Here is a 23,005-nt window from a genome sequence, read left to right as displayed (position 1 = left end):
CGTGTTCATCCCTTTGTTCTAGTGTGCGGCTTGATTTCATTGACTGCGATGGCTTGGCGGCGCGGATGCACCGGCGCTGAGTCCATTCCATGTTCCCAACTGCACGCGCGTGATCGCGTCTTTCCGGGTCGCGTTGGCGGTGGCCACGGAGTACTGGAGTTGCGTGCTATATCCAAGGTTCACTTCATTCGAGTTCAGGACCGGAGCCGGCATCAGCGCTGGCCTCACCTGCATTTCCAGATGCGCGTGCGCGGCATGGCCGAGATAGAAACGCAACAGCGCCATCAGCTCCCGGTGCATGGCCCGACCCGGCATCAGCCCAAGCACCGATTCGGGCGTCTGGGGCGTGATCACCACACTCACGGTGTTCGCCCGGTCGTAGAAGCCGCGTCCCAGCACGCAGTTCTCGCCGAGTGGCATGCGCTCGGTGGCATCGAGGCGCACCCACACGGGGTAGAACTCCTCCACCAGGATCTGCGCATCCGGCACGGCGTGCTGCAATACGCCAGCAAGACCCTCGGCAGTCCGCGTGCGCTGGCTGGCCAGTCCCAGCATCGACAACAGCTTGCGCGGGCTGACGGTACCTTCGACGTGTTCGCCCTGTGCAACGCTTGGCTGCCCGGCTCCCGGCTCGCGCAGCCCCAGCCCGAGCAGACTGAGCAGGTAGCGTGAAACCTCGTCTTGTCCGCCCGGCAGGAAACCCATCGGATAGCGATACTTGCGCGCGACCCGGTAGAACTGCGTGACAACGCGGTGGTGAAACAGGTCCAGGAAGGCCGCCAGCGGCTCCGCGCCATCGCGACGCTGGGCAATCTCGTCCACGAAATAGGACGGCATACGCGCGTCGACGCCGTACAGGCCAAGGAAGGCCGTGCGGATGACTGGTGGCCGGTCGGGGTCGTCATCGTCGTACTCAACCGCATCGATCTCACGTCCCGGAAATCCAAGCCCCCCACTGGAGCGGAAGCGCACCGGTTCGTCGGCCAGGGAATCCGTGGTGCCCAACGGCGGGCGATGCGGCGCGGACAGCTCGATCAGTTCACAAAGCCGGAAGAAATTCATCCGGTGTGCATTGGCGAGCAACGCTCGCAACAAGGGGCCTTCCTTCGGGGGTGACATGGTCTGACTCGGTGCGCTCAAAACGGAGCCCCCTCCCCTTTGCTGTCGGGCCACACCTGGCGCTTGCCGCTAGGCTGCGACACGATCACCAAGCGCGTATAGAGATTGACGGTTGCGTATAGCGACAGGAAGCGGTTAAGCATCTCGCCAAACAATTCCACATCGCCTTCGCCGGCAAAGCGCGTGCTATCCAGCACCACTTCGATCTCCACGCCGCGCAACAGGCCGCCTTTGACGAGCTTCTGGAGCGGGCGGTGCCGCACGTCTGTGATGGCCTCGATACGCCGACGGTTCAGTTCCCCATCGGTCCAGTCGTACAGCGCCAGGCTGCCGCGCAAAACCTCGGCGTCGAGCAGCGACAGGTAGTTGGGCGCCAGGTGCGACAGCACGCGCCAATGGAAGCGATCGGCGGTAGGTGGATACACCGGCAGCGTCGGCGCGGTCAGGTTGCGCACGGTGCCAATGTGCGTAAATCCCCCGCTCGTGCGGGTGATGCCTGCCTCGCGCAGGCCCTTGCGCGGCAGCATGCCATTGGTGCCGATGACCGACAGTGACAGCGTCTCCTCGGGCAGGGACTGTTGATGATCCCAGGCGTGCCCTCCCAGCACCACCCAGGTGTCGAACCTCCCCGAAGGACCGCGGCGCACGCGGGTGTGGAAATAGCGCTCCGGCATCTCGTGGCGCAGCATGCCACCCCGGTGGCGGAACGCGGCGAACGGCGCGTACTCGAAGCGCTTGCCACTGCCCGCCTCGAAGCCCCGTACGGTTTCCACCGAATAGGGCTCCACATGTTGACCATGCTGTTCCATGGCCCGCACCCGGTACTCGGTCTCGAAGTGGGTGATGGTGATCGGGTCGGCTTCCAGCTCGAACAAGTTGATGATCGGCGTGCAAAAGAGGCGCACGTTATCGGCCGAGAAGCGCATGTCATCCGGGAACGGCCGATTGAGTATCACCTCCACATCAAAGTGCTCGATGCCTTCCGGGATGGCGTCCAGATCGAGCCCCACGAGATCTACGAACATGAACTTCTCGGGGAAGGTGAAGTACTCCAGCAACAGTTGGTAGCCCCCGAAGGCGTTGTCAGCCTTCGGCCACAGGCGTTCCTCGGTCGCGAATCCGGCTGGCTCCAGCCGCACCCCCGTCATCGGCTGCGGTGCGCCGGGCCGGTCGGCCGGATAGCCCGGTACCCGCACTTGTATGGCCAATGGCTCAGCGGTGAGCGCCGAATAGAGCGCCAGCGCCAGCGGACGATCGGCATGCAGGTAGAGCCGCAGGCGCGGCACCGCCAACTGCTCGCGGCGCCCCTGAGTTTGTAGTGCCAGCCGCAGCCGGATGACCGAGCGGCCATCCTCGCGCGCATAGGCGTTGGCTTCAGTGAGCCGCAACGGGTATAGATCGACCGGTTGCGTGGTCCGGTAAGTGCATTCGACACTGCCCTCACTCCCGCCTTGTATCGCGAGCGCGATGGGGTCGGAGACCACCTCCAGCCCGGCCGGCAGCGTTTCATGGCGCTGCAGCGTTCCGCCGTTCGGGGTCAGTTCCAGGATCGACAATGACGGGATCATGCGCAGGTAATGCGGCCATAGCATGCTGACCAGGCCCTCGGTCAGTTCCGGCAACTCGTCGTCCAGCTTATGGCGCAGCCGCCCCATCAGGAAGGCGAAGCCCTCGAACAGCCGTTCGACGTGGGGGTCCCGCTCGCCGATACGGTCGATGTTGAGCATGCGGGCGCGGTCAGGGAACGCCTGTGCGAACTCCTTTCCGGCTTCGCGCAGGTAGCGCATCTCCGCTTCGTAGTAACGCAGGATCTCGTTGTCTTGGGTGGGATGGTTCATGCAGTACAGGATGGGTACGCTTTAGGCGGCGGCGGCGGCGACGGCCACGGCCACGGCGCGGGCAGGATCGATGGCGATCAGGTCGCCCACCAGCGCCTCGATGCGCGCGCTCAGGGCTGCCTTGTCCGCGTCCTTGCGGGTGAGGCGCACTTTCAGCAGGCGCAGCAGTTGCTGCTTGACCTCGAACGCGAGGGCGGGCTCCCAGTTGGCCAGCTGATAGCGCTGGGTGCCAGATTCGAGCGCGGACAGCAGGTGCAAGGCAGTATCGGCCCGGTCGGCGCGCTCGGCCACTCGCGCCATCACCAGTTGCCGCACAAAGCGATCGCGCTCGCCAGCCGGTGCCGGCAACCCCTGCAGCCAGGCAAAGGCAGCCTCCAGGCTCTGCTGTGCGGCGAGGTCGGCCGCCTGCGCTTCCGTTTCCGCCAAGTCGGTACTCACAGAGGCCACCGCAACCGGCGTCACAGGTTCGCCGCGCTCGATATCCCGCACGGTGGCGTAGCGCGCAATCCATTCGAGCGTGGCGTCGTCAGCAAACGGCGTGCCGTCCGAGAAGGCAAGCTGGTCCAGGCCCGGCAGACGTTCCAGCATCAGGGCGCAGTCGGTGGCCAGCAGGTCGCGCACGCGTGCGTAGGCGCCACCCGCCTGGTCCTGCGCCATGAACGCGTAGTACTGCAAGTCCAGCCAGAAATGATTGGCGCCCTCGGCGAAGGCCGGCTCGATCCGGTCGAGCAATTCCGGCCACTGCTTTTGCAACGCCAATCGCTTGATTTGCGCGCGTAGTTCGGCGCGTGGGGCTATCAGACGGGTCCTGCCGCTAGCTTCATGCGGCGGCGCCTCGGTAAGGGTGTCCCAACGCACGCAGCGCATCAGCCGGTAGGCGGCGAGATAGCCGTCGGGCTGCTGGCGCAGGAACAGCGCCATCTGGCGCGCCCGATCCACCAGGTCGCGCGTGGAGGCCACCTCTCCGTCCAAGAGCGACGCCGTGGCGAGGGCTTTCGGAGCAGCGATGTTCCCCTCAGGCGACACTTCTACATGCAGAAGTTGCTGAGACTGTCGTAGCACAGGTAATCGCCGACTGGACCGGCGTGCCGGTTGACAACCTGTTGTCGAATGAACTGGCCACCCTGCTGGAACTGGAGGCACGCCTCGGACGGGTCGTGGTCGGGCAGGACGAGGCTCTTGCCGCGCTCGGCAAGAGCCTGCGCGCCGCCAAGGCGGGCTTGAAGTCCGAGGAGGCACCGCTGGGCGTCTTTCTCCTCGTGGGGCCTTCTGGGGTCGGCAAGACCGAAACGGCGCGGGCACTGGCCGATCTCATGTTCGGCGGTGAACGCTCGCTCATCACGATCAACCTGTCGGAGTATCAGGAAGCCCACACCGTATCGCAATTGAAGGGGGCGCCGCCGGGCTATGTCGGCTATGGCGAGGGCGGCATCCTGACTCAGGCTGTCCGTCAGCGACCCTACAGCGTGGTCCTCCTGGACGAGGTGGAGAAAGCCCATCGGGACGTGGTCAACCTGTTCTACCAGGTCTTCGATCGCGGCTTCATGCGCGATGGCGAAGGCCGGGTCATTGATTTCCGCAACACCGTCATCCTGATGACGTCGAATCTCGGCAGCGAGCAAATCCTGGCGGCCACCGACGCCGCAACGGAGGCTGGCGGGGAAATCCCCGCCAGCGCGCTGATGGAGACCATCCGGCCGCTCCTGATCGACCGCTTCCAGCCCGCGCTGCTGGCGCGCTTCCAGACCATTGTGTACCGGCCGCTCGCCGCCGAGGCCATGGCCACGATCGTACGGATGAAGCTAGCCAAGGTGGCCGAGCGCATCGAACGCCGGTTCGGCGTGCCGCTGTGCTGTGACGACGCCCTGGTGGCCGAACTGGTGCGCGCCTGTCTGTTGCCCGATTCCGGCGCACGCAATATCGACAACCTGCTCGACCAGCAGATCTTGCCCGTGCTGTCGCGTGAGTTACTGGTACGCATGACCAGCAAGCGGGCACCTGCATCTATCCGCCTTTCGTTCTCTGAGGACGACGGCATTGGGCTGGACTTCGATGATGCGGCAACCACCACAGAGGAACACGCGTGACGCGCGGCGGGCCAGGTCTCTTCGAAGCGGTTACCGGGTTCTTTGCGAATGGCGTTGCCGTTGACGAGTTAGATGCCTCGACCCAGACCTTCCTGTCGGTCCAGGACAACATCCAGCGCATCCTTAACAGTCGGCGCGGTGGCCTTGCGCATCTGCCTGACTACGGACTGGGAGATCTGTCCCGCATCTACCGCCACCTGCCTGCCTCGGCGCACACGCTCAAGCGGGAAATCGAGACGACGCTCCTGCGCTACGAGCCGAGATTGAAGGCCCTCGACCTCGAGATCGAGGAGCCCGAACCGGGCATGCTGTTGAGCTTCACGATGACCTGCCATTTGCATCAGTCTGGACTGGTGCGATTCGGTACGCATTTCATGCCGGACGGCAAGACACGGCTCAAGCTGCTGAGGTCGGCGCACGATCATGACTAACCACCAATCCCCCCTGAGCGCTGCCAGGGATCTCAGCGGCACATGCCGCCGCACACTACTAAAGCACCGAACGCGCCGGCGGCAGCACCAACGACATTGCCGAACAACTGGCCAAACTGCTGCCCGAGGTGATTTGCAGCCCCGAGCGCATTCTGGATAGGCTGACCGCCGCTGCGGACGCGCTTGGAAAGGCGTTGTCCGCGATCTGAACGGCCAATGAAAAACCCCCGAGGGCTCGCGCTCTCGGGGGTTTTTCTCAGACAGGCTGATTGGCTCAGCAGTCCGGCATGAATTACATCATGCCTTCCATGCCGCCCATGCCGCCCATGCCGCCCGGCATTGCCGGAGCCGACTCTTCCTTCGGCGATTCGGCCACTGCGCAGTCGGTCGTCAGCATCAGCGAAGCCACCGAAGCGGCGTTCTGCAGCGCGGTGCGGGTCACCTTGGTCGGATCCAGCACGCCCATTTCCACCAGGTCGCCGTACTCGCCCGAAGCCGCGTTGTAACCGTAGTTACCCTTGCCTTCGATAACCTTGGCCACCACGACCGAAGCTTCTTCACCAGCGTTCAGCACGATCTGGCGCAGCGGCTCTTCCATGGCGCGCAGCACGATCTTGATACCGGCGTTCTGGTCGGGGTTCTCGCCGTGCAGGCCAGCGATCGCAGCACGAGCACGCAGCAGGGCCACACCACCGCCCGGGACGATGCCTTCTTCCACGGCAGCACGGGTAGCGTGCAGTGCATCTTCCACGCGTGCCTTCTTTTCCTTCATTTCGACTTCGGTGGCTGCGCCAACCTTGATCACGGCAACACCGCCGGCCAGCTTGGCCACGCGCTCTTGCAGCTTCTCACGGTCGTAGTCCGAGGTCGCCTCTTCGATCTGGGCGCGGATTTGCTTCACGCGGCCTTCGATCGCCGATGCGTCGCCGGCGCCGTCGATGATGATGGTGTTTTCCTTGCCGATCTCGATGCGCTTGGCCTGGCCCAGGTCCTGCAGCGTGGCCTTTTCCAGCGTCAGACCGATTTCCTCGGCGATCACGGTACCGCCGGTCAGGATGGCGATGTCTTCCAGCATGGCCTTGCGGCGGTCGCCGAAGCCCGGAGCCTTCACGGCGGCGGTCTTCAGGATGCCACGGATGTTGTTCACCACCAGCGTGGCCAGGGCTTCGCCTTCCACGTCTTCAGCGATGATCAGCAGCGGGCGGCCAGCCTTGGCCACTTGCTCCAGCACCGGCAGCAGGTCACGGATGTTCGAGACCTTCTTGTCGAACAGCAGAACGAACGGGCTGTCCAGTTGAACAACCTGCTTTTCCGGGTTGTTGATGAAGTACGGCGACAGGTAGCCACGGTCGAACTGCATACCTTCCACGACTTCCAGCTCGTCGGCCAGCGACTTGCCGTCTTCGACGGTGATCACGCCTTCCTTGCCAACCTTGTCCATGGCTTCGGCGATGCGCTCGCCGATCGAGGCGTCGCTGTTGGCCGAGATCGCGCCAACCTGGGCGATTTCCTTGCTGGTGGTCGTCGGCTTGCTCAGCTTCTTCAGCTCTTCGACTGCGGCGCCAACGGCCTTGTCGATGCCGCGCTTCAGGTCCATCGGGTTCATGCCGGCGGCAACGAACTTCATGCCTTCGCGCACGATCGACTGGGCCAGCACGGTTGCGGTGGTGGTACCGTCACCGGCGTTGTCGCTGGTCTTGGAAGCCACTTCCTTGACCATCTGCGCGCCCATGTTCTGCAGCTTGTCCTTCAGTTCGATTTCCTTGGCCACGGACACGCCGTCCTTGGTCACGGTCGGGCCGCCGAAGCTGCGCTCCAGCACCACGTTGCGGCCCTTCGGGCCCAGGGTCACCTTCACTGCGTTGGCGAGGATGTTCACGCCTTCGACCATCTTGGCACGGGCGGCGTCGCCGAACACTACGTCTTTTGCTGCCATGTTCTGAATCTCCGAATCTGGATGGATGCGTCCCGCTGGATTGTCAGGGGGACGATCGGGAATTGGGTGGCTTGTGGGCGTCGATTACTTGTTGACGACAGCCATGATGTCTTCTTCGCGCATGACCAGCAGTTCCTGGCCATCCACCTTCACGCCCTGGCCGGCGTACTTGCCGAACAGCACGCGGTCACCCACCTTGACGTCGAGGGCGATGTTGTTGCCCTTGTCATCCTTCTTGCCAGGGCCAATCGCCAGCACTTCGCCTTGATCGGGCTTCTCGGCAGCATTGTCGGGAATCACGATGCCGGATGCGGTCTTGGTTTCATTGTCCAGACGCTTCACGATCACGCGGTCGTGCAGAGGACGCAGGTTCATACGGACTCCTAGATACAAAAGTGAGTGTTAAATCACAAAATGGTCGTCTGATAGCGACGACCATCGGGTTTCGGGTACCGCGGGGGCGACTGTTAGCACTCTCCCCCAGCGAGTGCTAATTATAGGGACGGGGTATTTCGTTTTCAAGACGCGGGCTGAATGGGGGTTTTCCCGTACAGATCACAAGAATGCGCCGAGGGAAACAGTCCCAGCCGATGAATACGCCCCATAGATCACACAAAAATCTGGTCCTCCCACCCCGAATTCCCTAGTTCTTGGGATTCCCTGTAGTTGTTGCAATTTGTAACTTCGAGGCTTTGCCGCCCTCTGGGGCATTCGCAGCCACCGGGGAGGCCGCACCTTGAACCACATCTATCGACTTGTCTGGAATCGCACACTGTGCGCATTGAAGGTGGCGCCGGAAACGGCCGGAAGCCAGGGCTCGGAAGGCACGGGCACCGCAACCATCGCCCCAACGGCTTCCCGGCGGCGTGCCGGCTGGAGCGTCGGCTTGCCGGCACTGTCGGCGCTTTCCGCGGGCCTGCTCCCCGCCATTGCGATGGCTGCCACACCGATTGCCGGAACGCTGCCAACCGGCTCGGTCTGGATCAGCGGGAGCGGGACTGTCAACTCGACAGGGACCACCACGACGGTCAATCAATATTCGTCATCGGGCACGATCAACTGGTCCTCTTTCGATGTCGCTTCGAACAGTACGGTCAATTTCACGCCGAATACGGGTGCGAGCGCCGTCACCCTCAACAACATTTCTGGCACTACGGCCAGCCAGATCTACGGAACCGTGTCGGCAGCCGGGCAGACGATCCTTGCCAATGCAAACGGCCTGGTTTTCGGTGGCACGACATCAGCCGGCGGACTTCTCGCCACCTCGCTCGGTGTTTCCGCCCCTGCCACGACGGGAGGCAGCTACAGCCTTGATGCAGCGGCCATGCGCGGCACCGTAGCGTTTGCTGGCGGTGCAACGTTCATTGGCAACTCCGCGGCACTCGTCGGCGCCGGCGTGTCGAACAATGGCGTGCTGACGGCCAATGGCGGGCGAATCAGCCTGGTGGCCGCGGACCACGCAACGATGACGTTCGACGACAAGGGTCTGATGAATGTTGCCATTGCCGGCGCACTGAGCACCGCGCAGGGCGGCACCGCGGTCGTCAATACCGGAACCCTCCAGGCAACCGGCGGCACGATCATCATGGCGGCAGCAGCCCAGCCGGGGTTGTACGGCACGCTAGTCAACAACAGCGGCGTCATCATCGCGAATGGTGGAAACGTCAGCCTCAGCGCAATAGGGGGCGCCGTAGTCAACAACGGCAGCATCGACGTCTCGCAGGGTGGCCAGTCCCAAGCTGGGCAGGTTCAGATCACGTCAGACGCCGCCGTGATCCTGGGGGGCAACATCGACGCGTCGGGCACGACGACGGGCGGCTCGATTGCCATCTCGGGTGGTAGTGTCCAGCTCGGTGGCACGCTGACCGCCGGGACAGGCCAGATCAGCCTGCAATCGTTGGGGGACGTCCTCCAGACCTGGGGCAGCCTGACAGCGGGAACCCTGACAGGCAGCGCCGTCGGCAGCATGAAGCTCGACCAGAGCAGCAACAGCATCGCCGCGCTCGGGCCGATCAGCACGGGCAGCGACTTCGCGTTGACCACGACCCGTTCGCTTGGACAATCCGGCCCGTTGTCGATCGGCGGCGATACCACGATCAACGCAGGCACGAACGCCATTACGCTGACCAACGCCAGCAATTCGTTCGGTGGCGCGGTAAACCTGACCGGTGGCACCACGCAGATCACCAGTGCCGCGGGACTGAACTTGGGCACCGTCAACGCCGGCACATTGACCGCCACAAGCACGGGTGCGTTGGTCTTCGGCACCACCGCCGTGACCGGCAGCCTGTCGGCAACGAGCAACCGCGGCTTCATCATGCAAAACGGTGCGCTCACCATTGCGGGCAACAGCACCTTCAATGCCGGCACGGGTGCTATCTCGCTAACCAACATGGGAAACTGGTTTGGTGGCACCGTGAACCTGACCGGTGGCGCCACGATAATCAGCAGCGCCTCGGCCCTGACCTTCGGTAACGTCAATACGGATACATTGCTTGCCACGAGCCTGGGTCCAATGAACCTTGGCACCGGCACGGTGCGTGGCTACCTGTCGGCATCCACCAACGACAATGCCATCACCCAAAGCGGAGCGCTCAACGTTGCCGGTAGCACCACCATCAGCGCCGGCACTGGCGCCATCACGTTGACCGACGCGAGCAACAGCTTTCAGGGCCCGATCGCTGCAACGGGGTCCAGCGTGGCATTGCGCGCGGCTGGCGATCTGCGCGTCTCGGCGCTAAACAACAGCACGAACGGCGCGGTCAGCCTGACCGCTGGCGGGGCGTTGACGCTACCGGTATCGGCAATCAACACCGGCACGAGCAATCTGCAACTCGCGGCCAACGGCGGCACGTTGCTAGCCAATGCCGCGTTGAGCGGCAGCAATATCACGATCTCTGCCCGCGACAGCATCGCGCTGTACGGGCCAGTGACGGCCAGCGGACAACTCGCGCTCAGTACAAGCACCGGCCAGTGGATCTTCGCGCTGGGGGACGTGCAGGCCGCCACCACGCAAATCGGCAGCGGCACACTGCGCATCGGCAACGGCACCACCACCGGCAGCATTGGCGGCAACGTGGTCAACAGCGGCACACTGATGTTCAACCGGACCGACAGCATCGGCTATGCCGACGTCATCAGTGGCACCGGGAATCTCGTCCAGCAAGGCACCGGCACCTTGACCCTGACTGGCGTCAACACCTATACCGGCGCGACACAGGTCGCCGGCGGCACGCTTGCCCTGTCCGGCGCGGGCAGCATCGCAAACTCCAGCGGTGTGCAAGTCGATGCGGCAGGCATCCTCGACATCTCCGGCATCACCGCCGCACAGGCCAGCTTCCGAAGCCTGAGTGGCGCTGGCCAGATCAAGCTGGGCACCAGAACGCTGGCAACGGGCGGTGACAACAGCAGCGGCACCTTGTCGGGCGCCATCTCGGGCACGGGCGGCTTGCTCAAGAACGGCAGCGGCACGCTGACGCTTGGCGGCGACAACAGCTTCAGTGGCGGCACCGCGCTCAAGCAAGGACGCATCGACCTTGGCAGCAACGGCGCGCTGGGGACCGGCACACTCTCGATGGATGACGGCACCACGCTCGGCATTGCCACCGATGGGCTGCGCATCGCCAATGCGATCCGCCTGACGGGCAGCAACGATCCTGTGATCGACACTGGCGCCTTCAATGCCACGCTCGCCGGGGCCATCAGTGGTTCGGGCTTTCTCACCAAGAACGGCAGTGGCGCCTTGACGCTTGCCGGCGCCAACGACTACACCGGGGCCACCAACGTTGCGGCCGGCACGCTGCGGGCGGGAGCGGCCAACACCTTCAGCGCGGCATCCGTTCACACGGTGGCCAGCGGCGCCACGCTGGATCTCGCCGGTTTCAGCCAGAGCGTCGCGGGACTGAACAACGGGGGCGTGGTCTCGCTGATGGGCACGACACCCGGCGCGACCTTGACGGTGACGGGCCCCTACACGGGCAACAACGGCACGCTGCGCATGGGCACTGCGCTCGGCGACAGCACCGGCGTGAGTGACCGGCTGATCCTCAGCGGCCCCGCCGCCGTCGCCAGCGGTCAGACCACGCTGCAGATCTCCAACCTGAATGGGCTTGGCGCGCTGACCGCGGGCAACGGCATCGAGGTGATCAGCGCCGTCAATGGCGCCAGCACCACGGCGCAGACCAGCAAGAGCGCGTTCGTGCTCGCAGGTGGCCATGTAGATGCCGGCGCCTACCAGTACCGCCTGTACGCTGCCGACGCCAAGGGATCGGGCGAGAACTGGTATCTGCGCTCCAATGGCGAGACCACCGAAACCACCCCGACCACCGAACCTGCGGACCCGCCCGTCACGACCTACCGTGCCGAAGCCGCGTTGTACGCGGCGCTGCCGAGTCAACTGCGCCAGAGCAACCTTGCCATGATCGGCAACCTGCACCAGCGCGTGGGCGATGACGACCCGAGGTCCGCCACATCGGGCACCCTATCCGGCACCCCATCGGGCACCCCTGCCGGTCGCGATCGCCGGGCATGGGCCCGCGTGCTGACCACCGATGTCGACGTCAGCCAGGACGGCACGGTGGCGCCCAAGAGCAAGGGCCGGTTGACCGGCTTCCAGGCCGGCACGGATTTGCTGGCCACGCAGGACTGGCGCGCTGGCCTCTACGTCGGCCAGCTGGATGGCAACGTAAGCGTCAATGGCTTCATCGGCGGCATCGACAATGCTGGCGCCGGCCGCAACGATCTGCACAACCAGTATCTGGGCTTCTACGGCACATATGCCGGGAACAGCGGCATCTACGCCGACGCGGTGCTGCAGTTGGGCCGTCACCGCTACACGGTGACGCCAGCGTCCAGCTCCGGGGTCGAGACCAAGGGAGACAGCCTGCTGGCATCGCTGGAACTGGGACGCGCCTTTCCACTTGGCGGCAGCGCCTGGAGCATCGAACCCCAGTTGCAGGTGATTCACCAACGCATTCACCTCGACAACGCGCAGATCCCCGGAGCAATGGTCCAGACCGACGTGAACAGCAGCTGGCTCGCGCGCGTCGGCGCGCGGGTGAAGGGTGAAATGGAGGCAGGCTCCGCCGCGTTGCGGCCATATGGCCGCGTCAACCTCTACATGGCATCGAACGGTAGCGACGTCGCCCGCTTCACAAACCCGGCCGCCACCACCGACATCGTGGCAGCGACCGGCGGCACGAGCATCGAGGTGGCCGCGGGCCTAACCGCGGCCCTGAACCGGCGCTTCAGCCTGTACGGCGAGGTCGGCAGGATCTGGGCCGCCGGCGGCAATGCCAAGGTCAGAAACTCGATCCTTGGCTCCGCCGGGTTGCAGGTCAAGTGGTAGGCCAGTGCCACCAGCATCGAGCGGGATATGAACGGCCAGCACGGTCCCCTCTCCCGTTGATCGCACGCTGAACGTGCCGCCAAGGCGCTCGGTACGCGCCCGCATGCTGCGCATGCCCGCACCGGCGTGCCGCCCGGCGGCGGCCGGATCGAAGCCAACGCCGTTATCGCTGACCAACAGCTCCAGCCCGCGCGTGCCGACGCGTACCGCGACGTCCGCGCGGCTGGCCTTGCTGTGCTTCATCACGTTGGTCAGTGCTTCCTGCAAGGTCCGCATGACATCGAGAATCCGCGAATTCGGCAGATGGCATTGCTCAAGGCCATCGAGCTGCCAATGACACGCGATGTCATGGCTCTCCAGCAACCGGCTAAGGCGGTGGCGCAGCGGCACGATCTGCCCCGCCAGCGCCGGCTCGCCGAACTGCTGGCTGGCGGTCGTATCGACGATGATGCGCAGGTCATCGCGCAACGCCCGGAGCATCGACAGCACCTGCCCGGGCGGGATGTCATGCGGGCTGCGCTCCAGCGTGGCGATGCCGCTGACGAGTGTGCCGCCGAGCCCGTCGTGCAGGTCGTGCGCCAGATTGAGCCTCTCGTTGAGCCGCGCGTTGGCAACCTCGTACTCGCGTTGGCGCCCCAGGTTGACGACGAGTTCGGCCTTGGCTTCGGAAACCTTGCCGTGCAACTCGTCGTTGAACCGTTCGATCCGACGCAGGTTGGCCACGAAGCGCCATGCCAGCACCAGCGCCATAGCGATCATCTGGACCTGCGAAGTCAGCGCCGCGTAGTAGGCGTTGTCCGTCAGGATGCCGAGAAAGGACAGCAGGTCGTGCACCGCCGCGACGAGGAAGATGGCGATGCAAACCGACAGGATGCGATGATCGGTGCGGCCATGACGCCAGGCGAAGCCCAGGAACACAATGCACGTCGCGAAGAAGACGCACGCTGCCCACAGCGTGAGCACATTGCGCACCGTGGACAGGGATTCGGTCGGCGCCCAGATCACCGCCGCCGCTCCCACCGCGGCAAGCAGCCAGAGTCCGCCTTCGACACGCGGCAGACGCCGCTCGCAGAATCGCGCCATGGATAACATGTACGCGACGCTGTAGACCAGCAGCGCGACGGTGTTCGCACGCTCCCAGGCGTCGGTACTCGCGAACGGCCAGGTGGTAGTCGCCACCTGGTTCAGCGCCACGCACCACCAGGCCAGCGACATCAGGCTGAACCATCCGTAAGCCGCTTCCTGCCGACGCATCACCCAGAGCGAAAAGAAGAGGCAGCCAAGCGCGACGGTGACGGCAAGGCTGATCAGTTGCAGATCGTGCCGCAGCCAGTACGCGCGATCGTATGCGGGCCGCAGGTGTTCAGGGGCGGCGATCGATACGGGCCCGAGGCCAGGCTGGTAGGCCGACAACCCCGAGACGCGAACCAGCAGCGTGTTGGCGCCCTCTCGCAGCAGCGCGGCAGGCAGCAACTGGTAGCGCGGGGTATTCCAGGCACGCGTGAGCGGTTCGACCAGGCTCGTGTCGCGCATCAACAGGCTGCCATTGAGATAGACCGCGCCAGCCATGTTCAGGTAGTCGAGCAGCAGCGCCACGGGCTGGCGCGGGTCAGAGCCCTGCCAGCTCAGGCGATACCAGACCACACCGTCGAAGCCGGGCCAGCGCGTGGACCAGATGTCCGGCAACGACACGGGCACCCAGCCCGTGGCGGGCGGGCCATCGTCCTGCCAGGTCGACTGTGCGGCTTCGATTCGGGTAAAGGTGACGGCCTCCGATTGCGCCCGGGCGCTGGCTGCGCCGGCAAGCAGCATGACGCCGCAGATCAGCGCAATAAGCCAGAGGCACGCGCCTCGAAGACTGCCTGGGTGCGGGAGTGAACTGCCAGTTTCTTGTATGTGTTTCTGATATGGCATTCGACCGTCAACTTTGATAAGGACAGCACCTCCGCAATTTCCCGATTGGTCAGACCCTTGCTTACCAGCGAGAGGATTTCTATTTCTCGCGCGCTCAGTGGCGACGCACCGACCATTGGCTCGGCCTGGACTTCCGCGCCGCCAGCCAGCGGCGCCATCTTGCCAGCCAGATCGAGAATGCGCCTGGCCACGAAGGGGTCGATCGGCGCACCACCCCGCAGCGCGCTGCGAATCGACAGGATGATCTCGACGTCGTCGCGCTCCTTGAGCAGGTAGCCGGTAGCACCGGCCTGCAGCGCGCTTACGATGACCCGTTCCGTATTCCACGTGGAGATTACCAAAATTGGCAAGGCCGGGTCTTGCTCGTGCATCACCCGAATGAGGTCGATACCGTTGCCGTCGGGCAACCCCACGTCAACCAGCGCCATGGCGAACGGCTGCGTGGCCAGCAACGTGTTGGCAGCCTCGAGGCTGCCGGCAAACCATATGGCGTCGTCGCTATAACCCAGTGCGGCCAGGATCGTGCGTAGCCTGGACTGCATCGGCGGCTCGTCTTCAACGACCAGCAGGGGCGCTGGCAATACCGATTCAGCCGTGTCGGGCAAGGGTTGGATCATGGGGTGACAGTGGTGGGGGCGCGGCCTGAGTGTAGCCGTACTACCGCCGGGCTTGGCGAACGCCCGGACGATTCCGGACGAGGTCATGCCAGCCTGCCAGAAACGGGCCGTATGTGGCATCCCCGATTACAGGTAGCCGGGGATACCGGCGATGCGGCGTCAAGAGGCTTCGGAACCCTCGGCGGGGCCTTCAGCGGAGCCCGCCGCCCCGCCCGCCGCCTGCACCCGCGCCAGCGCCGCGCTGACCTCGCCATAGAACTGCCCCAGCGCGGCGGCATGCAGGTTCTGCGGCTGCAGCGCGGGCCACAGCAGGGCGATCATGTCTTGCGTGGTGCGGTCAATGTCGACCGGGCGGCCGCTCACGATGGCATCCCAGAGAATGTGCTCCATCGGGCCCAGGATGGCCGAACGCATCAGCCGCAACGGCATGTCGGCCCGGATCTCCCCACCCGCCTGCGCGGCAGCCAGCAGCGCCATCAGCGGCGCCGTGTAGCGCCGTTGCAACGGCACGAACACCTCGTCGAGCCCCTGCCCCTTGGCGCGCCCTTCCGACAGCACCAGCGCGCACAGGCCGGTGCCATGGATCAGGAACAGCCGCAGGTGCGTGCCGATAAAGAACTCCAGTTGCGCCCGGGCGGTGCCCTCGCGCGGCATGCCGCCCTCCATCGCCGCGATGATCTCGTCGTACCAGTCCTGGATCACGCGGACACACAGGTCCCGCTTGCTGTGGAAGTACGTGAAGATCGTGCCCTCGGAAATCCCCAGGCGCTGCGCGATCTCGGTCGTGGTCGCCCGCTCGTAGCCAAGCGCCGAGAACACTTCGCGGCCCACGCGCAGGATGTCGCGAATACGCTGCTCCGCCTTGGCGCCTGCCGGGATACGACGCTGATTCACGATCTGCTGCATTTGCGGTCCCTGTTGCGTAACCTGAACGGTGATGGCCCGGAATTATAGGGCGCGAGCGGCGCTCGGCACGCCTGTCCGACCGCGTTCGCCCGAAAGTTGAATACCACTCAAATTTCGTTTGCCCTTTGACTCAGCAGAGTATACAGTCTCCGCATCGTATTCCTAATATAACGCTCAATAGGCTTGATTTCCTGAGATTGAGTATTACTCAATTCACGGCGATCCGGCCGCGACAGGAGACAGGTATGGCGATGCAACCGGGAACCTCCCTGCCCATTGGGGGGCTGTCTTACGTGAAAGGGGCCGACACCCCACCACTCAGCGAACTGACGGTGCCTGCGCTGCTGGCGAACACTGCTGCGCTCCATGGCAGCCGGCCGGCGGTGGTATTCCGGGAGCAGAACATCCGCTGGACCTGGAATGAATTCAGCGCCGAAGTGGACAGGATGGCCGCCGGCCTCCACGCGCTGGGCCTGCGCAAGGGCGACCGGGTCGGCATCTGGTCCCCTAACCGCTTCGAGTGGCTGCTGACGCAGTTTGCAACGGCCCGGGTTGGCCTGGTCATGGTCAACATCAACCCGGCGTACCGCCTTGCGGAACTCGAATACGCGCTGAACAAGGTTGGCTGCAAGGCGATCATCGCGCCGGAAGCATTCAAGACCTCGCGCTACCTGGACATGCTGGCAACACTGGCCCCCGAGTTGGCCAAAGCCGAACCGGGCGCGCTGTACGCCGCCCGGCTGCCGCTGCTGCGCTGGGTTATCCGCATGGAAGACGTGCCGACGCCCGGCATGCTGACCTTCCGCGAATTGCTGGCGCGCGGCGCAAACGTGCCAAAGACTGCGCTCGACGAGATCACCGCCGGACTCGACGCGCGCGACCCCATCAATATCCAGTTCACCAGCGGCACCACCGGCGCGCCCAAGGGCGCCACGCTCACGCACCGCAACATCGTCAACAACGGCCGTTCGATCGCGGGCGCGATGCGCTTTTCCGAACAGGACAAGCTCTGCATTCCGGTGCCGTTCTACCACTGCTTCGGCATGGTGCTGGGCGTGCTGGCCTGCGTGTCCACCGGGGCCAGCATGGTGTTCCCGGGCGAGGCATTCCACCCGGGCGCCACGATGGCCGCCGTCAGCGAGGAACGCTGCACGGCCCTGCATGGCGTGCCGACCATGTTCATCGCGCAACTCGACGACCCCGACTTCTCGAAGTACGACTTTTCCAGCCTGCGCACCGGCATCATGGCCGGCGCGCCCTGCCCGGTGGAAGTCATGAAGCGCGTCATGGCGGACATGCACCTGGCCGAGATCACCATCGCCTATGGCATGACCGAAACCAGCCCGGTGTCGTTCCAGAGCGCCACCGACGATCCGATCGACAAGCGGGTGTCGACGGTCGGCCGCGTGCAGCCTCACCTCGAATGCAAGGTAGTCGACGTGGATGGCCAGACGCTGCCCATCGGCGCCACCGGTGAACTCTGCACGCGCGGCTACTCGGTGATGCTTGGCTACTGGGACGACGAGGAACGCACGCGCGAGGCAATCCGCGACGGCTGGATGCACACCGGCGACCTGGCCACGATCGACGAAGAGGGCTACTGCAACATCGTCGGCCGCGTGAAGGACATGCTGATCCGTGGCGGCGAGAACGTCTACCCGCGCGAGATCGAGGAATTCCTGTTCCGGCACCCGAAAGTCCAGTCCGTGCAGGTCTTCGGTGTGCCCGACGAGAAGTACGGCGAGGAAGTCTGCGCCTGGATCGTCCTGAAGCCGGGTCAGAGCGCCACCGACGAGGAAATCCGGAATTACTGCCGCGACCAGATTGCCCACTACAAGATCCCCCGTTACATTCGCTTTGTAGACGAGATGCCCATGACGATCACCGGCAAGGTGCAGAAGTTCGTCATGCGGGACCAGATGACCCAGGAACTCGGAATCAGCCCCAAGGCCAAGTGAAGCCATGCCAACCATAGAAACCAAACTCAACGCCCGCTCGGAGTCCTTCAAGGCCAATGCGGAGACGATGCAGGCGCTCGTGGCCGATCTCCGGCAGAAGATCACGAAGCTGGCCGAAGGCGGTGGCGAGGCCGCGCGCGACAAGCACCTGTCGCGCGGCAAGCTGCTGCCGCGCGACCGGGTGCAGCAACTGCTCGACCCGGGCACGCCGTTCCTGGAACTGTCGCAACTGGCCGCGTACGGCATGTACGACGATGCGGCGCCCGGCGCGGGCATCATCACCGGCATCGGTCGCGTGGCAGGCCAGGAATGCGTGATCGTCTGCAACGACGCCACGGTCAAGGGCGGCACGTACTACCCGATGACGGTCAAGAAACACGTACGCGCGCAGGAGATCGCCGAGCAGAACAACCTGCCATGCATCTACCTGGTGGATTCCGGCGGCGCGAACCTGCCGAACCAGGACGAGGTGTTCCCCGACCGCGACCACTTTGGCCGCATCTTCTACAACCAGGCCAACCTGTCGGCGCAAGGCATTCCGCAGATCGCCGTGGTGATGGGCTCGTGCACGGCCGGCGGCGCGTATGTGCCGGCGATGAGCGACGAGTCGATCATCGTCAAGAACCAGGGCACGATCTTCCTGGGCGGCCCGCCGCTGGTGAAGGCAGCCACCGGCGAGGAAGTGACCGCCGAGGACCTGGGCGGCGCCGACGTGCATACCCGCCTCTCGGGCGTGGCGGACTACTTCGCGCAGAACGATCATCACGCGCTCTCGCTGGCGCGCAATATCGTGCAGCACCTGAACCGCCGCAAGCCGGATCAGATCCGCCTGCACGAGCCGGCCGAGCCGCTGTATCCGCCCGAAGAACTGTACGGCGTGATCCCGACCGACACGCGCAAGCCGTACGACGTGCGCGAGGTCATCGCCCGCATTGTCGACGGCTCCGAGTTTGACGAATTCAAGGCCCGCTACGGCACCACGCTGGTCTGCGGCTTCGCGCGGATCTGGGGCTACCCGGTCGGCATCGTCGCCAACAACGGCATCCTGTTCTCGGAGTCGGCGCTGAAGGGTTCACACTTCATCGAGCTGTGCTGCCAGCGCAAGATCCCGCTGGTGTTCCTGCAGAACATCACCGGCTTCATGGTCGGCCGCAAGTACGAGAACGAGGGCATCGCGCGCAATGGCGCCAAGATGGTGACGGCGGTGGCCACGGCACAAGTGCCGAAGTTCACGGTGATCATCGGCGGCTCGTTCGGTGCGGGCAACTACGGCATGTGCGGACGCGCGTATTCGCCGCGCTTCCTGTGGATGTGGCCGAACGCGCGGATCTCCGTGATGGGCGGCGAGCAGGCCGCCAGTGTGCTGGCGACGGTGCGCCGCGATGGCATCGAGACCAAGGGCGGCCAGTGGAGCCCGCAGGAGGAAGAAGCCTTCAAGGCACCGATCCGCGACCAGTACGAACTGCAGGGACATCCGTACTACGCCAGCGCGCGGCTCTGGGACGATGGCGTCATCGATCCCGCGCAGACGCGCACCGTGCTCGGCCTGGGCCTGTCCGCCAGCCTCAACGCCCCGATTGGCGACATGAAGTTCGGCGTGTTCCGCATGTAAGGGGAAAACAATAATGTTCACGAAGATCCTGATTGCGAACCGTGGCGAGATCGCCTGCCGTGTGGCGGCCACCTGCCGCCGCCTCGGCATCCGCACCGTGGCCGTCTACTCCGACGCCGACGCCAACGCGCGACACGTCGCCTTCTGCGACGAGGCCGTGCATATTGGTGGCGCCGCCGCGCGGGACAGCTACCTGCGCGCGGACCACATCATCGAAATGGCGAAGGAGACCGGCGCCCAGGCGATCCACCCTGGCTACGGCTTCCTGTCCGAGAACGAGGACTTCGCGCGCGCCTGCGCCGAAGCCGGCCTCGTGTTCATCGGCCCGCCGGCCTCTGCAATCCACGCGATGGGCAGCAAGAGCGCCGCCAAGCAACTGATGGAAAAGGCCGCGGTACCGCTGGTGCCCGGCTATCACGGCGAAGACCAGGACGCCGCCCTGCTGCGGCGCGAGGCCGACCGTATCGGCTACCCGGTGCTGCTCAAGGCCAGCGCGGGCGGTGGCGGCAAGGGCATGCGCGTGGTGGAAGCTGGTGATGGCTTCGACGCCGCGCTGGCCTCGGTGAAGCGCGAGGCGTCGGCCAGCTTTGGCGACGACAAGGTGCTGGTGGAGAAATACCTGACCCGGCCGCGCCATATCGAGATCCAGGTCTTTGCCGATTCGCACGGCAACTGCGTCTACCTGTTCGAGCGTGACTGCTCGGTGCAACGTCGCCACCAGAAGGTGCTGGAAGAAGCGCCAGCGCCAGGCATGACCGAGGAACGCCGCCGCGCGATGGGCGAGGCGGCGGTGGCCGCGGCGCGCGCGGTGGGTTACGTGGGTGCGGGCACCGTCGAGTTCATCGCCAACCAGGACGGCTCGTTCTACTTCATGGAGATGAACACGCGCCTGCAGGTGGAGCATCCGGTCACCGAGATGATCACCGGCCAGGATCTGGTGGAGTGGCAACTGCGCGTCGCGGCCGGCGAGGCGCTGCCGCTGGCGCAGGAGCAACTGGCCATCCACGGTCATTCGCTGGAAGCGCGCATCTACGCCGAGAACCCAGACAAGCAGTTCCTGCCGTCCACGGGCACGCTGCGCTTCCTGCGCACGCCGCCCGCGGTGCAGTTCATGCGCGGCGGCGATGCCAACGCACCGGCTGCGGTCCGCATCGACGCGGGAGTGCGCGAAGGCGACACGATCAGCCCGTACTACGACCCGATGATCGCCAAGCTGATCGTCTGGGGCCGCGACCGCGACCAGGCACTGGCGCGCATGGCCCAGGCACTGGCCGGGTATCACGTGGTGGGGCTGTCGACCAACGTCGCCTTCCTGCAGCGGCTGGTGAAATCGGAGGCTTTCCGTACCGCCGACCTCGACACCGGCCTGATCGAACGCAACCAGACAGTACTGTTCCCGCCGCAGAAGACGGCTGGCATCGAAGCGATCGCGCTGGCGATGGCGGCACTGCTCGAACGCGAGACGCGCACACGCCGCATCGACGAGGCGGACCGCCACTCGCCGTGGACCCACGCGGGCGGCTGGCGACTGAACGGCCGCGACGTGCGCACGTTGCACTTCCACGGCGGCGGCCACAAGCTCGAGGCCGTGCTGAAGGGCAACGCCAGCGACACCAGCAAGAACACACTGATCTACGCCGACCAGGCCGCGCCGTTCGCGTACACGTTCAATGCCGACGATATCCGCGTCGACCTTGGCACGCGCCGCACGCACGGCCAGGTGCACGTGGAAGGCGACACGTTCCACGTCTTCCACGACGGCCGCCATACGGTGCTGGAGTGGCTCGACCCGCTTGCGCACGCCAGCGAGAGTGAAGGCGAAGGCGGCAAGCTGACCGCGCCGATGCCGGGCAAGGTGATCGCCGTGATGGTCGAGGCCGGCAGCAAGGTCACGCGCGGCACGCCGCTGCTGGTGATGGAAGCGATGAAGATGGAACACACGATCACCGCGCCGGCCGATGGCGTGGTGAGCGAGGTGCTCTACGGCGTGGGCGAACAGGTGAGCGAGGGCGCGCAACTGCTGGCATTCGCCTTGGCGGAGGCAGCGGCCTAAGACGCTGTTTCAACATGAAGCGAAGCGGTTCTGGCTAGACGCGGGGCCGCAGACAGTACAAGTCGTACCGCAAGGCCCTGCAACGACGCCAGAATCGTTTTGAAATGGCTTATAACTGTTTTGGCTCCCCTCCCCCGCTGTGCGGGAGAGGGGCAGCGCATCACATCGGCCTGGCGTGACAAACAGGCTCTGGAGACCCCCATGACAATCCCCCAATACGTAAAGATCGTCGAAGTCGGCCCGCGCGACGGGCTGCAGAACGAAAAGGCGATGGTGCCCACCGACGTCAAGGTGGCGCTGATCAACCGGCTGACCGACGCGGGCTTCGTCAACATCGAGGCCGCATCGTTCGTCTCGCCGAAGTGGGTGCCGCAGATGGCTGACGGCGCCGACGTGATGGCCCGCATTACGCGGCGCCCCGGCACGCTGTACTCGGTGCTGACGCCGAACATGAAGGGCTTCGAGGGCGCCGTCGCCGCCGGTGCCGACGAGGTGGTGATCTTCGGCGCGGCCAGCGAGGCCTTCTCGCAGAAGAACATCAACTGCTCGATCGCCGAGTCGATCGCCCGCTTCGAACCGGTGGCTGCTGCCGCGAAGGAAGCCGGCGTGCGGCTGCGCGGCAGCATCTCGTGCGCGCTCGGCTGCCCGTACCAGGGCGAGGTATCGGTGCATGCCGTGGTGGACGTCGTGCGCCGCCTGCGCGAACTCGGCTGCGACGAGATCGACATCGCCGACACGATCGGTGTGGGCACGCCTACCCGGGTGCAGGAAGTCATGCGCGCCGCAGCGGCCGAGTTTTCGATCGACCGCCTGTCCGGCCATTTCCATGACACCTACGGCCAGGCGCTGTCGAACATCCTGGCCAGTCTGGAGGTCGGCATCGCCATCTTCCACGCGTCCGTGGCCGGCCTGGGTGGCTGCCCCTACGCGAAAGGCGCCACCGGCAACGTGGCCACCGAAGACGTGCTGTACATGCTGCACGGCATGGGCCTGCACACCGGCATCGAACTCGATGACGTGGTGCGTGCCGGCGATTTCATCTCGCAGGCCATCGGCCGCGCCAACAGCTCGCGCGTTGGCCGGGCGTTGCTGACGAAGTGGGCCTCTCAGGCGGGCGAGGCGACCTGCGCGTAACCTGACCACTGACACGCCGTCCTTGCGGCGGCCGTGATCGCGCCTAGACTCAG

At 65.0% G+C, this 23,005-nt stretch carries 12 protein-coding genes and 3 pseudogenes; 7 read left to right on the top strand and 8 right to left on the bottom strand.

Features of this window, described 5'->3' with window-relative positions; translation table 11 throughout:
• Positions 1-36 precede the first annotated feature (36 nt).
• From tssG to tssA, 3 genes and pseudogenes are all read right to left on the bottom strand, one after another.
• Positions 37-1,119, bottom strand: a complete 1,083-nt coding sequence (gene tssG, locus WD006_RS02475; RefSeq protein WP_286879659.1) for a type VI secretion system baseplate subunit TssG — start codon at positions 1,117-1,119, stop codon at positions 37-39.
• 17 nt (positions 1,120-1,136) lie between these two features.
• Positions 1,137-2,957: a type VI secretion system baseplate subunit TssF gene (tssF, locus tag WD006_RS02470; RefSeq protein ID WP_008644471.1), complete on the bottom strand. Its 1,821-nt coding sequence runs from the start codon at positions 2,955-2,957 to the stop codon at positions 1,137-1,139.
• 21 nt (positions 2,958-2,978) lie between these two features.
• Positions 2,979-3,923, bottom strand: a pseudogene (gene tssA / locus WD006_RS02465) (type VI secretion system protein TssA); the annotation flags it as partial.
• 50 nt (positions 3,924-3,973) lie between these two features.
• Here tssA and WD006_RS02460 point away from each other — a divergent pair.
• A pseudogene (locus tag WD006_RS02460) lies at positions 3,974-5,044 on the top strand (AAA family ATPase); the annotation flags it as partial.
• On the top strand, positions 5,041-5,475 hold the full coding sequence (gene tssE, locus WD006_RS02455) for a type VI secretion system baseplate subunit TssE (RefSeq protein ID WP_286879658.1): 435 nt from the start codon (positions 5,041-5,043) through the stop codon (positions 5,473-5,475). The pseudogene WD006_RS02460 and the gene tssE, both read left to right, overlap by 4 nt.
• A 292-nt stretch (positions 5,476-5,767) precedes the next feature.
• Here tssE and groL read toward each other — a convergent pair whose 3' ends face one another.
• A complete protein-coding gene (gene groL, locus WD006_RS02450; protein WP_008644493.1) occupies positions 5,768-7,411 on the bottom strand; it encodes a chaperonin GroEL in 1,644 nt (547 codons plus the stop codon).
• 84 nt (positions 7,412-7,495) lie between these two features.
• Positions 7,496-7,786: a co-chaperone GroES gene (gene groES, locus WD006_RS02445; protein WP_008644494.1), complete on the bottom strand. Its 291-nt coding sequence runs from the start codon at positions 7,784-7,786 to the stop codon at positions 7,496-7,498.
• 361 nt (positions 7,787-8,147) lie between these two features.
• On the opposite strand from groES, the gene WD006_RS02440 reads away from it, so the two are divergent.
• Positions 8,148-12,758: an autotransporter outer membrane beta-barrel domain-containing protein gene (locus tag WD006_RS02440; RefSeq protein WP_375198926.1), complete on the top strand. Its 4,611-nt coding sequence runs from the start codon at positions 8,148-8,150 to the stop codon at positions 12,756-12,758.
• Between the two features lie 27 nt (positions 12,759-12,785).
• Here the strand turns inward: WD006_RS02440 and WD006_RS02435 are convergent.
• The 3 genes and pseudogenes from WD006_RS02435 to WD006_RS02425 form a co-directional block, all read right to left on the bottom strand.
• Positions 12,786-14,291 (bottom strand): annotated as a pseudogene (locus tag WD006_RS02435) (sensor histidine kinase); the annotation flags it as partial.
• 290 nt (positions 14,292-14,581) lie between these two features.
• Entirely contained in the window at positions 14,582-15,289 is a 708-nt protein-coding gene (locus WD006_RS02430) for a response regulator (RefSeq protein WP_008644506.1), read from the bottom strand.
• A gap of 159 nt (positions 15,290-15,448) precedes the next feature.
• Positions 15,449-16,195, bottom strand: a complete 747-nt coding sequence (locus tag WD006_RS02425) for a TetR/AcrR family transcriptional regulator (protein WP_008644507.1) — start codon at positions 16,193-16,195, stop codon at positions 15,449-15,451.
• 245 nt (positions 16,196-16,440) lie between these two features.
• Between WD006_RS02425 and WD006_RS02420 the strand changes: the two genes are divergently transcribed.
• From WD006_RS02420 to WD006_RS02405, 4 genes are all read left to right on the top strand, one after another.
• Positions 16,441-18,153 (top strand): AMP-binding protein, encoded by a 1,713-nt coding sequence (locus WD006_RS02420; RefSeq protein ID WP_286879654.1) that lies wholly within the window; start codon positions 16,441-16,443, stop codon positions 18,151-18,153.
• A 4-nt stretch (positions 18,154-18,157) separates the two neighbouring features.
• On the top strand, positions 18,158-19,765 hold the full coding sequence (locus WD006_RS02415) for a carboxyl transferase domain-containing protein (RefSeq protein WP_186426018.1): 1,608 nt from the start codon (positions 18,158-18,160) through the stop codon (positions 19,763-19,765).
• A gap of 13 nt (positions 19,766-19,778) precedes the next feature.
• Positions 19,779-21,818, top strand: coding sequence for an acetyl/propionyl/methylcrotonyl-CoA carboxylase subunit alpha (locus tag WD006_RS02410; protein WP_008644510.1), 2,040 nt, complete (start codon positions 19,779-19,781; stop codon positions 21,816-21,818).
• A 201-nt stretch (positions 21,819-22,019) separates the two neighbouring features.
• Positions 22,020-22,952, top strand: coding sequence for a hydroxymethylglutaryl-CoA lyase (locus WD006_RS02405; RefSeq protein WP_017512305.1), 933 nt, complete (start codon positions 22,020-22,022; stop codon positions 22,950-22,952).
• Positions 22,953-23,005: the final 53 nt, after the last annotated feature.

Origin of the sequence: Cupriavidus sp. Met-2, from assembly GCF_049843575.1 — a bacterium.
GTDB lineage: Bacteria > Pseudomonadota > Gammaproteobacteria > Burkholderiales > Burkholderiaceae > Cupriavidus > Cupriavidus metallidurans.
Note: the sequence above shows the minus strand (reverse complement) of the source record. Positions and strands in the feature narration are given on the sequence as shown.

Coding starts and splice junctions, on each gene's coding strand:
- tssF (WP_008644471.1), bottom strand. CDS start 2,957: ATGAACCATCCCACCCAAGACAACGAGATCCTGCGTTACTACGAAGCG.
- WD006_RS02425 (WP_008644507.1), bottom strand. CDS start 16,195: ATGCAGCAGATCGTGAATCAGCGTCGTATCCCGGCAGGCGCCAAGGCG.
- WD006_RS02430 (WP_008644506.1), bottom strand. CDS start 15,289: ATGATCCAACCCTTGCCCGACACGGCTGAATCGGTATTGCCAGCGCCC.
- groL (WP_008644493.1), bottom strand. CDS start 7,411: ATGGCAGCAAAAGACGTAGTGTTCGGCGACGCCGCCCGTGCCAAGATG.
- WD006_RS02420 (WP_286879654.1), top strand. CDS start 16,441: ATGGCGATGCAACCGGGAACCTCCCTGCCCATTGGGGGGCTGTCTTAC.
- tssG (WP_286879659.1), bottom strand. CDS start 1,119: ATGTCACCCCCGAAGGAAGGCCCCTTGTTGCGAGCGTTGCTCGCCAAT.
- WD006_RS02405 (WP_017512305.1), top strand. CDS start 22,020: ATGACAATCCCCCAATACGTAAAGATCGTCGAAGTCGGCCCGCGCGAC.
- WD006_RS02410 (WP_008644510.1), top strand. CDS start 19,779: ATGTTCACGAAGATCCTGATTGCGAACCGTGGCGAGATCGCCTGCCGT.
- WD006_RS02415 (WP_186426018.1), top strand. CDS start 18,158: ATGCCAACCATAGAAACCAAACTCAACGCCCGCTCGGAGTCCTTCAAG.
- groES (WP_008644494.1), bottom strand. CDS start 7,786: ATGAACCTGCGTCCTCTGCACGACCGCGTGATCGTGAAGCGTCTGGAC.